Annotated in this window: 9 protein-coding genes; 2 read left to right on the top strand and 7 right to left on the bottom strand. The window is 68.1% G+C overall.

Annotated elements, in window-relative coordinates:
* Positions 1 to 54: 54 nt before the first annotated feature.
* On the top strand, positions 55 to 1,974 hold the full coding sequence (locus VGC47_00960) for a bifunctional diguanylate cyclase/phosphodiesterase (protein ID HEX9853870.1): 1,920 nt from the start codon (positions 55 to 57) through the stop codon (positions 1,972 to 1,974).
* 12 nt (positions 1,975 to 1,986) lie between these two features.
* Here the strand turns inward: VGC47_00960 and dnaE are convergent, their stop codons facing one another.
* The 6 genes from dnaE to VGC47_00930 all read right to left on the bottom strand — a co-directional run bounded on the left by dnaE (position 1,987) and on the right by VGC47_00930 (position 9,362).
* A complete protein-coding gene (dnaE, locus tag VGC47_00955; GenBank protein HEX9853869.1) occupies positions 1,987 to 5,487 on the bottom strand; it encodes a DNA polymerase III subunit alpha in 3,501 nt (1,166 codons plus the stop codon).
* A gap of 60 nt (positions 5,488 to 5,547) precedes the next feature.
* Entirely contained in the window at positions 5,548 to 7,023 is a 1,476-nt protein-coding gene (locus VGC47_00950; protein ID HEX9853868.1) for a wax ester/triacylglycerol synthase family O-acyltransferase, read from the bottom strand.
* A gap of 145 nt (positions 7,024 to 7,168) precedes the next feature.
* Positions 7,169 to 8,110 (bottom strand): RluA family pseudouridine synthase, encoded by a 942-nt coding sequence (locus VGC47_00945; protein ID HEX9853867.1) that lies wholly within the window; start codon positions 8,108 to 8,110, stop codon positions 7,169 to 7,171.
* Positions 8,107 to 8,604: a signal peptidase II gene (gene lspA, locus VGC47_00940; protein HEX9853866.1), complete on the bottom strand. Its 498-nt coding sequence runs from the start codon at positions 8,602 to 8,604 to the stop codon at positions 8,107 to 8,109. Before lspA ends, VGC47_00945 begins: the two co-directional genes overlap by 4 nt.
* Entirely contained in the window at positions 8,586 to 8,957 is a 372-nt protein-coding gene (locus VGC47_00935; GenBank protein HEX9853865.1) for a TraR/DksA C4-type zinc finger protein, read from the bottom strand. The genes lspA and VGC47_00935 overlap by 19 nt, the downstream gene beginning before the upstream one ends.
* Positions 8,958 to 9,005: 48 nt before the next feature.
* A complete protein-coding gene (locus VGC47_00930; protein HEX9853864.1) occupies positions 9,006 to 9,362 on the bottom strand; it encodes a DUF167 domain-containing protein in 357 nt (118 codons plus the stop codon).
* Between the two features lie 336 nt (positions 9,363 to 9,698).
* On the opposite strand from VGC47_00930, the gene ileS reads away from it, so the two are divergent.
* Positions 9,699 to 12,887 (top strand): isoleucine--tRNA ligase, encoded by a 3,189-nt coding sequence (ileS, locus tag VGC47_00925; GenBank protein HEX9853863.1) that lies wholly within the window; start codon positions 9,699 to 9,701, stop codon positions 12,885 to 12,887.
* A gap of 19 nt (positions 12,888 to 12,906) precedes the next feature.
* On the opposite strand, the gene VGC47_00920 is transcribed toward ileS, so the two are convergent.
* Positions 12,907 to 13,590 (bottom strand): hypothetical protein, encoded by a 684-nt coding sequence (locus VGC47_00920; protein HEX9853862.1) that lies wholly within the window; start codon positions 13,588 to 13,590, stop codon positions 12,907 to 12,909.
* Between the last annotated feature and the right edge of the window lie 8 nt (positions 13,591 to 13,598).

The following is a 13,598-nucleotide window of genomic DNA, read 5'->3' as shown; positions in this document are numbered from 1 at the left end:
GAACACACCGAACTGTTGGAAGGGAAACAGGTGCGGCGGAGGCTCCAAGACGACATGCGACGGGCGAAGCTCGTCTCCACGGAGCGGATCTTCATCGTGGGGATTGCAGCGGTCGTCGCCTTCGCGTCGCTCTTCGCGGTCTTCATGCTCAGGACTCGAGCCGAGCAAGGCTCGATCGATCGAGCGATCGCCGCGGCGAGGACCCAGGTCGAGTTGAGCCACGATCTCACCCAAGCCGCCTTCCTGCTGACCGACGGCGTCTCCGCCACCGCCGGCACGGACGTCGACGACCTGGCCAGAGAGCTCGAGCGCGGCCACCTCACGCTCCGCTACGGAGACAGCGTCATCGGTTTCGACGGCGTCGACGACCCGTCGATCTCGATGGCGTTCGACAGGGCGGGAGACGTCCTCAGCGAGCTCGCCCTCGACGCCCACCTCCTCCAGCAGGGCGCCCAACCGACCGCAACCGTGACCACGGTCGTCGCCGGCGCCGAGACTTACCAGGCCGAGATCAGCAGGGTCGTGGACCGCCTGAGCCAGATCTCGTCGCAGTCGGCGGTTCGCAGCCAGCAGTTCCAGTTGGCGGCCACGGCATTGCTGTTCGTCCTGGTGATCGGCCTCCTGGCGCTGATGGCCCACCGCCAGGAGCTCTCGCTGCTCGCCGTGAAACGAGCACCGGATCAGCGCGACATCGATCAGCTGACGGGTCTCGTGCGGCGCGCCTACTTCCGCGAGCAGCTCACGGCGGCCCTCGACGCGACCGCAGACGGCGCCGGGTACACCGCCGTCCTCGTCATCGGGGCATCGGTACGCCTCGGCGTGCAGCGAGAGCTGTCGCCCCGCACCCGCGACCGGGCGACGCAGGAGATCGCCAGGAGGCTGCGCGCCACGGTTCGCTCCACGGACCTGGTAGCCAAGGTCGAGCGGAACGTGTTCGCGGTGATGATGGAGGCAACCCCCAGGGTCGACGACGCCGCCAGGGTGGCGATCAAGCTGCGGACCGCCGTCGAGGCGCCGATCCAGCTCGGCTCCCTGCTCGTCCAGGTCGACCTGACAGTCGGCATCGCCCTCGCCCCGGTCGACGCCGAATCGGCGGACGAGCTGCTCATGAAGGCAACCCTCGCCCAACGAGCCGCCATCGAGGGCGACGACTACCGCTACTACTCGGCCGACCTCAGGCCCGAGACCGGCAGCCGGCTCCAGATCGTCTCTCACTTGCGCGAGGCGATCGACACGGGTGACCAACTGTGGCTGGCGTACCAGCCGAAGGTGCGGCTCGACGACTCGTCCGTCGTCGGGTACGAGGCGCTCGTTCGCTGGGACCACCCGACCCTCGGTGCGCTCGGGCCTGCGCAGTTCGTGCCGATCGCCGAGGAGAGCGACCTCATCCTCGACCTCGGCAGCTGGGTCATCGACGAGGTCTGCCGGCAGCAAGCCGAGTGGCTCGACGTCCACGGGGCGACCGTGCCGGTCTCGATCAACGTCTCCGCTCGTCAGTTCCGCCAGGGAGACCTAGACGATGTCGTCGGGGTGTCGCTCGACAAGCACGGCATCCCCGCCGAGATCATCGAGATCGAGCTCACGGAGGGCGTGCTGCTCGACGACACGCGGGCGCCGATCGACAACATGGAGCGGCTGCGGGACCTCGGCGTCCGCATCGCCGTCGACGACTTCGGAACCGGCTACTCCTCGCTCAGCTACCTGAAGCGCTTCCCGATCGACATCCTGAAGATCGACCGGTCGTTCATCCGCGAGCTGAGCGCCGGCAACCAGGATGCTGCGATCTCGACTGCGATCATCGCCCTTGCGCACAGCCTCCAGCTCGAGGTGGTTGCAGAAGGGGTCGAGACGGGCGAGCAATACGGCGTGCTCCAGGCACTCGGTTGTGACACCGCCCAGGGCTACTTCTTCGCACGCCCGATGGCCGCCGACGTCGTCGAGCACGGCCGGCCCCGTCTCGTCGCCGTGCATTAGGCGGTTTCGCCTCTACAACACGGCGGATGGCCCGAGGAGCTCGCGCAGCTCGGCATACAGCGCAGATCGGGGCTCGACGCGGTGGTCGTCACCGAGCCTGATGACCTTCTCCCCTGCGTCCGACGGCATGTGGAGGTAGACCGGAGCCGTGCCGGGATGATTGAGGAGCGCCTCTTTGAGGCGGGCGACCATGGTCTTCGACAGCCGGCTGGCGGGCACCCGCAGCCGCACCATGTCGCCTGCGACCAGCTCGGGCTCGCGCAGTTCCTGGGCGATGAACTTCACGTCGTCGCCCCGGTGGTCGATTCGCCCGCTCACGACGAGGATGGCGTCCTCGCGCACCAGCGGCCCGAAGTCGGCGACCATCCTCGGGAAGCACACCACCTCGATACTGCCCTGCAGATCCTCCAGTTGGAAGAAGTACATGGCGTCGCCGCCTCTCGTGAAGCGCCGTGTGATCGCACCCACGATGCCGCCGATCGTCGCCACTGCCTTGTCCGCCTGGTCCCACAGCCCGGGGATCGTCGACGAGCACATCTTCGCCAGCAGCGACTCGACGCCGAGGAGCGGATGATCGGACACGTACAGGCCGAGCATCTCCTTCTCGAAGGCGAGCCTCGTCTTCTTCTCCCATTCGATGTCCGGCAGTTCGACCGTCACCGGCTCGGCTGCCCCCGTGCCCCCGAACAGCGAGAACTGGCCCATCTCCTCGGCGCGGCGGCGTGTCACGGTGGCGTCGAGCATGTCGAGGTGCCTCTCGAAGAGGGCACGGCGCGGGTGCCCGAGCGAGTCGAACGCCCCCGCCTTGATGAGCGACTCGATCGTGCGCTTGTTGAGCACAGCCAGGTCCACCCTGTCGATGAAGTCCTGGAAGGTGGTGTACGACCCGTTCTTCTCGCGCTCCTCGATGATGTGCTCGACGACGCCCTCGCCGACGTTGCGGATCGCCGACATCCCGAACGTGATGTCGCTCTCGATCGCCGCGAAGTCGATGTCCGAGCGGTTCACGTCCGGCACGAGGACCCGGATCCCCATCGACCGGCACTCGCTCAGGTACAGGGCGGTGCGGTCCTTGTCACGCTTGCTGGCGGTGAGGAGCGCCGCCATGTACTCGCCCGGGTAGTGGACCTTGAGCCAAGCCGTCTGGTACGCCACGAGGCTGTAGGCGGCGGAGTGCGACTTGTTGAACCCGTATCCGGCGAAGTGCTCGATGAAACCGAAGAGCTCCCTCCCGAGCTTCTCGGAGTGGCCCGAGGCGACACACCCGGCGACGAACTGCTCCTCCTGAGCCCTCATGACGGACGGGATCTTCTTGCCCATCGCCTTGCGCAGCGTGTCCGCCTCGACCATCGAGTAGCCGGCCATCCGCTCGGCCGCCTGCATGACCTGCTCCTGGTACACCATGATCCCGTAGGTGTCGACGAGGATCTCCTCGAGGTCCGGGTGCAGGTACGAAACGGGTGTCTTGCCGTTCTTCCGGTCGGCGTATTCGACGTGCATGCCTGCGCCGAGCGGGCCCGGCCGGTAGAGGGCGTTGAGGGCAACCAGATGCTCGAACTTGTCCGGTTTGAGGTTGCGCATCAGCGCCCGCATCGGTCCGCCCTCGAACTGGAAGACACCCATCGAGTCGCCTGCCTGGAGCATCTCGTAGACCTTCGGGTCGTCCAGCGGGACGTCGTCGATGTCGACCCGCGAGCCCCCGTTCGCCTCGATGAGCTCGAGGGTCCTCTCGATCGTCGCCAGGTTGCGGAGCCCGAGGAAGTCCATCTTGAGGAGCCCGAGCGACTCGACGCCGTGCATCTCGTACTGGGTGACGACCTCGGCGTCCTCGCCCTTGCGCTGCAGCGGGACGATCGTCGTCAGCGGCTGTGGCGAGATGACGACGGCAGCGGCGTGGATCGAGTCCTGGCGGCGGAGCCCCTCGAGGCCTCGTGCGGTGTCGACGACCTCCTGGACCGCCGGGTCGGTTGCATAGGCCTCCCGCAGACCGGCCGCCCCGGTGTACCAGTCGCGGGAGCTCGCCTCCTCTTCCTGGCCCGGCGGCTCGAGGCATTGGGCGAGTGTCGCCTCGTTGCCGAGGATCGCAGGCGGCATGAGCTTGGCGACCCGGTCCCCGAGGCTGTACGGATGCCCGAGCACCCGGGCCGCGTCTCGCAGGGCTTGACGTCCCTTGATCGTGGAGAACGTGACGATTTGAGCGACGTGGTCGGTGCCGTACCGCTCGGCGCAATAGCGGATCATCTCCGCCCTGAACCGCTCGTCGAAGTCCATGTCGATGTCCGGCATCTGGCGGCGGCCCGGGTTGAGGAAACGCTCGAAGATGAGCCCGTACTCGAGCGGGTCGAGGTCGGTGATCCGGAGTGAGTATGCGACGATCGAGCCGGCCGCCGAGCCCCGGCCCGGTCCCGTCCTGATGCCGCGCTCCTTGGCGTGCCTGATGAGGTCCCAGACGATGAGGAAGTACGAGGCGAACCCCATCTCCCCGATGACGCCGAGCTCGTACTCGATGCGCTCCTTGGCTTCCTCCGACAGCACCCCGTAGCGGAGCTGGGCACCCTCGTATACGAGCTCGGTGAGGTACGACCGCTCGTCTTTGCCCTCGGGCACCGGGAAGCTCGGGAGGAGGATGTTGCCGAACTCGATCGACACGTCGACCCGCTCTGCGACGAGCAGCGTGTTGTCACAGGCGCCGGGATAGGCGTCCTCGGGGAACAGGCTGCGCATCTCGGCAGCCGACTTCACGTAGAACTCCTGCGACTCGAACTTGAAGCGCTCCTCGTCCGCCCGGTTGGCGCCCGTCTGGATGCAGAGCAGCACGTCGTGGGCGTCCGCCTCGTGGGCAAACGTGTAGTGGCTGTCGTTCGTAGCGAGGAGGGGAGCCCCCACGTCGCGCGAGATCTGGAGGAAGTCGTCCATGACCCTGCGCTGAGCCGGGATCCCGTGGTCCTGGATCTCGATGAAGAAGTTGTCCTTGCCGAAGATGTCCTGGTACGTGGCCGCGGCGGCGACGGCGGCCTGGTAGTCGCGCACCTGACCCGTGTTGCCCTCCTCCCGAGACGCGTCTGGAGCGAGCAGCTGGGCGACGTGGCCCCCGAGGCAGCCAGACGTCGCCACGATGCCTTCAGCGTGCTCAGCGAGCAGCTCCAGGTCCATCCTCGGCCTGTAGTAGAAGCCTTCGAGGAACGCCTTGCTGGCGAGTGTCATCAGGTTCTGGTAGCCGCGGTTGCTCGTTGCGAGCAACGTCATGTGGTAGCGGAGGTCTTCACGGCGAGGGGGCCGGTCGAACCTGCTTCCGGGCGTGACGTACGCCTCGATGCCGATGATCGGCTTGATGCCCGCCGCCGTCGCCGCCTTGTAGAAGTCGATGACGCCGTACATGACGCCGTGGTCGGTGATCGCCACGGCGGGCTGACCGTCGGCGGCCGCCGCGGCCACGAGCTCGTTGACCCTGGCCGCTCCGTCGAGCATCGAGAACTCGGTGTGCACGTGGAGGTGGGCGAACGAGGACGACATCAGTCCCTAAATTACACGCGTGTCGTCACCGCATCGAGTCGCGAAATCGGATGAGGCGTTTCACGGCGACTTGGCATGCTCGAGCGGTGGCCGTCTCTTCGGCCGGCTCGCCCGTGTGGCTCGCGGCGGGCCGGCGGCCGCCGCGGCGAGCTCCCGTATCGACGCCTCGACCGCAGCCGCGAATCCGTCGACGTCCGGCACGACGTCGTATGCGGAATTGAACCCCCAAGCGACCGACCCGTTGTACGAGAAGAGGGCGACGCCGATGCCGTGACCGTGCCACAACGGCACGAGCGGATACTGGGCGACCAGCTCGGCGCCCAGGAAGTAGAGGGGGACCTGCGGCCCCGGCACGTTGGTGACGGTCATGTTGAACGGCCTGGCCCCGGAGGCGAGCCTGCTCGCCAACGACACGAGCGTCGCAGGCGCTCCTGCGCTCAGCGAGACGAGCGTCGCCGCCCCGAGCGCCTGATCCGTCGTCTTCAGCTTCATGGTCTCACGCTTGACGGCTTCGAGCCTGGCGACGGGGTCCGGCTCCCCTACGGGGAGGCTGGCGAGCCACATGGCGACCTGGTTGCCCATAGTCCCCCGGTCGCTGAGGGATCTGACGCTCACCGGAGCCATCACCCTGAAGTCGATCCCGGAGACGTCGAAATCGGAGCCGCGGAGGAAGCTACGCACCCCACCTGCGACGGCCGCGAGCACGACGTCGTTCACCGACCCGCCGAGGGCGTTCTTGATCGACTTGATCGTGTCGAGATCGGTGTCGAGCGTCCCGAACACCCGGTTCGTGCCGGGCTCGCCGTTCAGAGGCGTGTCACTCGCCTGTGACAGCCAGCCCGAGCTCAGCGACGCTCCGACGGCCCTGACGCGCCGCACCCCGTGCTGCGCCAGCGTCTGGGCGTCCTCCACCAACGTTCGCACGCTCCGCAGCGCCCCGACGGCCCTGCCGGCCCTTCGAGCCGTCTCGCGTACGACCAGCTCCGTTCCTGTCGGGATGGGCCGGGGTTCGAACGCCTCCGGCTCGGCGACCTCGGCGACCGGGGAGAGGCTGAAGAGGACGGCCATGAGATCGACAGAGGCGATCCCGTCGATCATGCAGTGGTGCACCTTGGAGATCAGCCCGAAACGATCACCGGCGAGCCCTTCGACGACCCACACCTCCCAGAGCGGCTTCGAATGATCGAGCGGCTGGGAGACGAGGCGGCCCATGAGCGCCCGGAGCTGGCTCATCGATCCCGGGCGGGGAAGGCTGGTGTGCCGCACGTGATAGTCGATCGAGAACTGCTCGTCGTCGACCCACACGGCGTGCTGCTCGAACGGGACGTACGCCAAGCGTTGCCTGTACCTCGGGATGAGGTGGAGCTTCGACGCTATGTGGGCGCCGATCGACGCCACGTCGACGCCGCCCTCGGGGGTGCGCAGCGAGCCCGCTTCGAAGACGGCGAGGCCGGCCACGTGCATGTGGATCGAGGGTGTCTCGAGGGCGAGGAACGAGTTGTCGAGGGTGGAGAGGCGTTCGTAGAAGGTGCTCACCTCGATTCCCTTCAGCAGTGGCGCGCTTTGCTCATTCATGGGGTGGGGCGGTGGCGTGGCTCCCCCGAGCGCCTCGCCCTGTCCTCGTCCGAGGCTAACACCGCTGCTCGGCTGCCTCCTTGGCCCGCAGTCGCCGGCGCCGCCGTCAGCTGATCAGACCAGCGGGCAGGGTGCCGGCCCGAGGCTCGCCGAGGCGCTGCAACGACGAAGCCAGCGCATCAGGGAGCGGCGCCGCGACGGCGATCTCTCTCCCGTCCTCCGGGTGTGAGAATCTCAGCTCGCGGGCGTGCAGCCACATCCGCCCCGGCTCGGAGGGATGCTGCCGAGGCCGTCCGTATGTCTTGTCCCCGACCACAGCGTGACCGATCGATGCGAAGTGCACCCTGATCTGATGAGTGCGGCCCGTCTCGAGCTTCACGTCGACGAGTGACACGTCGACCCACTCGGCAACTCGTGCATAGTGGGTGCGCGCCGGACGGCCCCCGATGGCGACGGCGCGCCGCGTCGGGTGCCTGGCATCGCGGTCGAGCGGGGCGTCGATCGTCCCCGTGGCGGCGTCGAGCGCTCCATGCACGAGGGCCAGATAGCTTCGACCGATCCGGCGAGCCGCCAGGTCGCGCTGCAGGAGGCGGTGAGCCGCGGCCGACTTGGCGACGAGCAGCGTGCCGGACGTGCCCCTGTCCAGTCGGTGCACCAGACCCCACCGGTGTTCTCCGGCGAGGGATTCCAGCTCTGGGGCAAACGCCAGCAGTCCGGATACGAGCGTGCCCTCGAGGTGCCCGGCTCCGGGGTGGACGACGAGCCCCGCCGGCTTGTCGACGACGAGCAACAGGTCGTCTTCGTAGAGCACCGCGATCTCCATTCGGGTTGCCGCCACCGTCGGCTCCTCCGGGAGCGTCACCACGAGATCGCTGCCGGCGGCGATGCGGTCAGCCGGCTCGACCGCCCTGCCTGCGCTCATCGCGGCGCCGGACTCGCACACCCGGCGGGCCGCCGACCTGCTGATGCCCGTCAGCGTTGCGACGGCCCGATCGGCCCTCGAGCCGTCGAGCTCGGTCGGGACAACCAACTCGACGGTGCGGCTCATCGCGGCCGCGGCCACAGGGAGGCCACGACGAGCAACCCGACCCCGATCGTGATCGCCGAGTCCGCCGCGTTGAAAGACGGAAAGAACGAGAAGTCGACGAAGTCGACGACGGCACCGTCGAGCACCCCGGGGCCCCGGAAGATGCGATCGACGAGGTTCCCGAGCGCCCCCCCGAGCACGAGGCCGAGCGCCGTGACCTCGATCCTCCGCTCGGCCGACCCCGCCAGAACGAAGATGAAGATGGCCACCGAGACGGCGACGATGGCGATGAGCACCCCCCACCCCTGCAAGGAGGAGAAGGCCGCCCCGGGATTGCGGGTCACCCGGAGCTGCAGGAAGTCGCCGATGAGATGAACGCTCCCCGCACCGATCCCCTCGACGACGAGGGCCTTGGTGAGCTGGTCGACCGCCACCGTCACGCCGGCGACGGCGAGGGCCACCCGGCGACGGCTGGAGGCCCCTGCGGGGCCCCCCGTCAGATCTTGTTGGCCCACTCGACCAGTGTCGTGGCGTACGGGAGCGCCTCCAGCCTGGCGATCGGTATCGGCTTCCCGCTCACTTCGCATGTCCCGTACGTGCCTTGATCCATCCGATCGAGGGCGTGCAACACCTTGGCGAGCAGCTCCCGAGAGTTCTGTTGCACCGAAAGGTCCATCTCCATCTCGAACGCCAGCGATCCGCCGTCCGCATTGTTGGGATCGGCGTTGTGCTCCGATCCCGTCTCGGCAAGGCGACTCAACTCTCGCATCTTGTCGTACTCGCCGATGATCTCCTCGAGGCGCGCCCTCTCGGCCTCCAGCTTCTCGCGGAGACGCTTCATCGTCGATTTCGCAAGCTTGCGAGCCACGCGATGCCTCCGGGTGGCCGCAGACGCTAGGTGGGCGCAGTTGAGGCGTCAATCGACGCCACCGCGGCGCCGCTCGCCCTCGGGACGCCCACCGGTCTCGATGCCGTCCCGCCTCACCCCAGGAAGCGCCTCGGCGATGCGCCTACGCGCCTCGCCCTGGGCGACTCCTGAGACGAGAACCGTCTTGGCGCGCCCCCCACCGCCCCGCACGAGCTGCGCCCTCCCCCCGACGACACCGCCGATGAGGCGCTCGACCGCCCGGTTCGCCTCGCCACCATGGGGTGGGGCGGTCACCCGCACCTTGAGCGCCGACCCCCGAAGGCCGGCGATTTCCGTCCGTGATGCGCTCGGCACCACCCAAACGGCGATCTCGACGCCCCCGTCGACGGCACGCACGCAGTCCATCGGTCGATCGTAGGGCCATCGGTCGATCGTAGGGATGCCTCGGCGGCGGGACTACGATCACGTCACTCGACGTCGAAGGGACGCCCTCGCAGGCGTACGGGAGGACGAGCGAGCCGGGGACGGTGTGAGCCCGGCGCTCCCGCCTCGAAGGTCATCGCCCCTGAGTCGCAGGAAGAAACCGCGGTAGCGGGAGTAGAACCTGCCGGACGCCCCACGAAACGGGGACTACGAGCGGCCGGACGGTAGTCCGGCAAGCCGGGTGGTACCGCGGGGTCCACCTCGTCCCGGCGCCGTTGCCCACCCGCACGGGTGGGCGCAGGACGAGGAAGGACGGACGTGGCAGCTACTCGACCCGATCGTTCAGGGTTCAGGCGCGTCGAGCCGAGGGTCGACCTGCCGGCGCTCGACCGCCGCGTCCTCGAGCTGTGGGACGACATCGACGCCTTCGCTCGCTCCGTCGAACAGCGGCCGGCAGACGCCGAGTACACGTTCTACGACGGTCCGCCGTTCGCAACGGGGAGCCCGCATTACGGCCACATCCTGCAGGGCGTCGTCAAGGACATGGTCCCCCGCTACTGGACGATGCGCGGCCACCGCGTCGAGCGCCGGTTCGGGTGGGACACCCATGGGCTGCCCGTCGAGATGGAGGTGGAGAAGCAACTCGGCGTCTCGGGTCCCCGCCAGATCCACGAGCTCGGCATCGACCGCTTCAACGAGGCTTGCCGGGCAATGGTCGAGAACACGACCGGAGAGTGGGAGGTCATCACTCGACGGATCGGCCGTTGGGTCGACTTCGAGAACGACTACAAGACCTTGGACGTCGACTTCATGGAGTCCGTCTGGTGGGTGTTCAAGCGCTTGTGGGACAAGGGACTCGTCTACAGGGATTTCAAGGTCTTGCCGTACTCGTGGGGGGCCACGACGCCACTTTCGAACTTCGAGGCGAACATGGACTACCGGGAGGTCGACGATCCGGCCGTCACGGTGCGTGCCCGCGTCGACGAGGGCGGCGGCCCGGTCGCAGATGGCGACTACCTCCTCATATGGACAACGACACCTTGGACGCTGCCCGGCAACCTCGCCATCGCGGTCGCCGAGGACCTCGAATACTCGAGGGTTGCCGGCGAGATCGAGGGTTTCGCGGGGATCTACTGGCTCGCTTCGGCCCGGGTCGGTTCGGTGCTCGGTGAGGGCGCCGAGGTGCTGGCGACCGTTTCGGGGTCGGAGCTCATCGGCACCCGATACGAGCCGATCTTCGACTACTTCGGTGAGGAGAGAGATCGCGGCGCCTTTCGGGTCATCGCCAGCAGCGACGTGAACACCGAGGAGGGCACCGGCCTGGTGCACATGGCGCCCGCATACGGAGAAGCCGACTTCTACGCGCTGCAGGCGGCCGGCCTCGACGTGCTCGTCGATCCCGTCGACGCCGAGGCACGATTCACCGAGGCGGTTCCCGACGTGGCCGGCCAGAACGTCAAAGAGGCAGACACAACGCTCATCCGCCTCCTAGACGAGAGCGGCAAGCTGGTGCGCAGCGAGCGGATCAGGCACTCGTATCCGTTCTGCTGGCGCACCGAGACGCCACTCATCTACAAGGCCATTCCGACGTGGTTCGTACGCGTCGAATCCATGAGGGATCGCCTCGTCGAGGTCAACAGCCGGGTCCACTGGGTGCCCGAGGCGGTCGGCCAGCGCAGGTTCGGCAATTGGCTCGAAGAGGCGCGCGACTGGGCGATCAGCCGCAACCGCTACTGGGGATCGTGCATCCCGGTGTGGGAGTGCGACGCATGCGAGGAGCTCGCCGCCGTCGGCTCGCGGGACGACCTCGCCGAGCGGTCGGGGGTCATGCTCGGCGACCTCCACCGCCATTTCGTCGACGAGGTGACCTTCCCGTGCTCCGAGTGTGAGGGGACGATGCGGCGCGTCCCGGAGGTGCTCGACTGCTGGTTCGAGTCCGGATCCATGCCCTACGCCCAGATCCACTACCCGTTCGAGAACGAGGACAGATTCCGGCAGCGGTACCCGGCAGACTTCATCGCCGAAGGGCTCGACCAGACGAGAGGCTGGTTCTACACGCTCATGGTGCTCGGGACCGCCCTCTTCGACGAGGCACCTTTCCTCAACTGCGTCGTCACCGGGCTCATCCTCGCCGAGGACGGCCGCAAGATGTCGAAGAGCCTGCGGAACTACCCGGATCCCTCCCACGTGCTCGACGACTTCGGCGCCGACGCCTTGCGCGCCTACCTGATCAACTCGCCCGTCGTGCGAGCCGACCCGCTCAGGTTCTCCGAGGCGGGCGTTCGCGAGGTGGTCAGGACCGTCCTGCTGCCGCTGTGGAACGCGTACTCGTTCTTCACGACGTACGCCGAGGCGGACGGGATCATGCTCGCCGACCTAGAAGGCGCCCCTCGGGTCGGCGAGCGCCCCGAGATCGACCGGTGGATCATCTCGGTGCTCCAGAGCCTCATCCGCCAGGTGAACCTGGAGATGGAGCGCTACCACCTCTTCGCCGTGATCCCGCCCATCCTGGGTTTCATCGACGACCTCACGAACTGGTACATCCGCCGGTCGAGGCGTCGCTTCTGGGCGCACCGCGAGACGTCGTCCGAGGAGGACAAGCTGGCGGCCTTCGCCACCCTCTACGAGGTGCTGGTGACGTTCTCGCTGGCGGCCGCCCCGGTCCTGCCCTTCGTCACGGAAGACATCTATCAGCACCTGGTGCGGGCCGTGGCAGGAGGAGGACCGGACAGCATCCATCTCGCCGACTACCCGGTCGCCGACGACGCAGTCATCGACAAGCCTCTGGAGGGCGCCATGGACACCGTGCGTACGGTCGTGAACCTGGGCAGGGGGCTGCGACGCAGGCACGAGGTGAGGGTGCGCCAGCCGCTCGCCTCGATGACGGTCGTGACGCGCCATCCCTTGGCGGCAGACGCCGTCACGGCTCACGCCGCCTTGCTCCGGGACGAGCTCAACGTCCGCCAGGTGATCGTCGACGACGACGAGGGCCACCTGGTCGAGTTGTCGGCCAAGGCGAACTTCAAGTCCCTCGGCCCACGGCTCGGCTCGGAGGTCAAGCGGGTGGCGGCCGCCATCGAAGAGCTCGACCACGAGGCGGTGTCGTCCGTTCTCGCCGGAGCTCGGCGGGACGTTGCGGGCCACACGATCACACTCGACGATCTCGTGATCTCGAGGGAGCCGCGCCACGACGTCGTCGTCGCGGCCGAGGGATCGTTGAGCGTGGCCCTCGACATCCACCTCGACGACTCGCTCGTGGCAGAGGGCCTGGCCCGGGAGACGATCAACCGCATCCAGACGGAGCGTCGGACGATGGGCCTGGCAGTCACCGACCGCATCACTGTGACGTGGGAGACAGAGAGCGAGGCGCTGGCGGGCGCCCTCGAGCGGCATCGCGGCCTCATCGCAGATGAGGTGCTCGCGTCGACGCTGGAGCGCGGCCCGGCTTCCGAGCTGACGTTTTCCCTGAACGGCCACGAGCTGACAGCCGACATCAGCCGCGCCTGACGGCGACCGTGAGCACCGGCTAGTCGAGGCGGCCTGCCGGCGAGTCCTCGGCAGCGAGATCGACGACCAGCGGCTCCCCTGATCGGGTCGCGCCCAGCAGGGCGAACAGCTCGTCGAGCTCGGCGCCTCCTGCGACGCCGGCGCCCTCGAGCCTCTCGGCGATCGCCGTGAGCCGCTCGAGCGACTGCTCACGTCTCACGTCCGACAGGCGTCGCAGGGCGGCGACGATCACCCTGAGCCGTTCCAGCTCGGCGCTCGGGGTCTCGTCGACCCCTCCTCCCCTGCCTCCCGGGACGATCGCAGCTGCCTCGACCCGCGCGGTGTCGAGCAGTGAGCGTGCCTCGCGCTCGGCGGCGTCCAATCTGGCGGCAGCCTCGGCGAGCTTCCTCTTGGCGGCTCGCTCGAGCTGGTCGAGCTTCACAGCGGCGGGGCCGACGACACCGTGGTCGGCGATCGGAGGTGGCACAGCCGACGCCTGGCGGCCCGGCCGGCCAACGAGGGTCCCGAGCTGGGCGTTGGCCGCGACGAGCGACCGTTCGAGATCGGCGACCCGGTCCTCAGCGAGGGTCGCCCTTTCCTCGAGCCGCTCCATCGCCCTGGCGACCTCTTGCAGATAGGCGTCGACGGGGCGCTTCTCGTAGACGTGCCTCGTGCCGGGCAGCACCGCGAACCGGACGTCTGCGGAGGTTGGGCCGTCTGTCACGGCAGAGG

The organism is Acidimicrobiia bacterium (assembly GCA_036396535.1).
GTDB lineage: Bacteria > Actinomycetota > Acidimicrobiia > Spongiisociales > UBA5794 > DASWKR01.
This window is presented reverse-complemented; position numbering and strand designations above follow the sequence as displayed.

What these genes read in the sequence shown, in the direction of transcription:
- VGC47_00960 (HEX9853870.1), top strand. Translation starts at nt 55, where the DNA reads ATGCGACGGGCGAAGCTCGTCTCCACGGAGCGGATCTTCATCGTGGGG.
- dnaE (HEX9853869.1), bottom strand. Translation starts at nt 5,487, where the DNA reads ATGTCGTCCTCGTTCGCCCACCTCCACGTGCACACCGAGTTCTCGATG.
- VGC47_00945 (HEX9853867.1), bottom strand. Translation starts at nt 8,110, where the DNA reads ATGAGCCGCACCGTCGAGTTGGTTGTCCCGACCGAGCTCGACGGCTCG.
- VGC47_00930 (HEX9853864.1), bottom strand. Translation starts at nt 9,362, where the DNA reads ATGGACTGCGTGCGTGCCGTCGACGGGGGCGTCGAGATCGCCGTTTGG.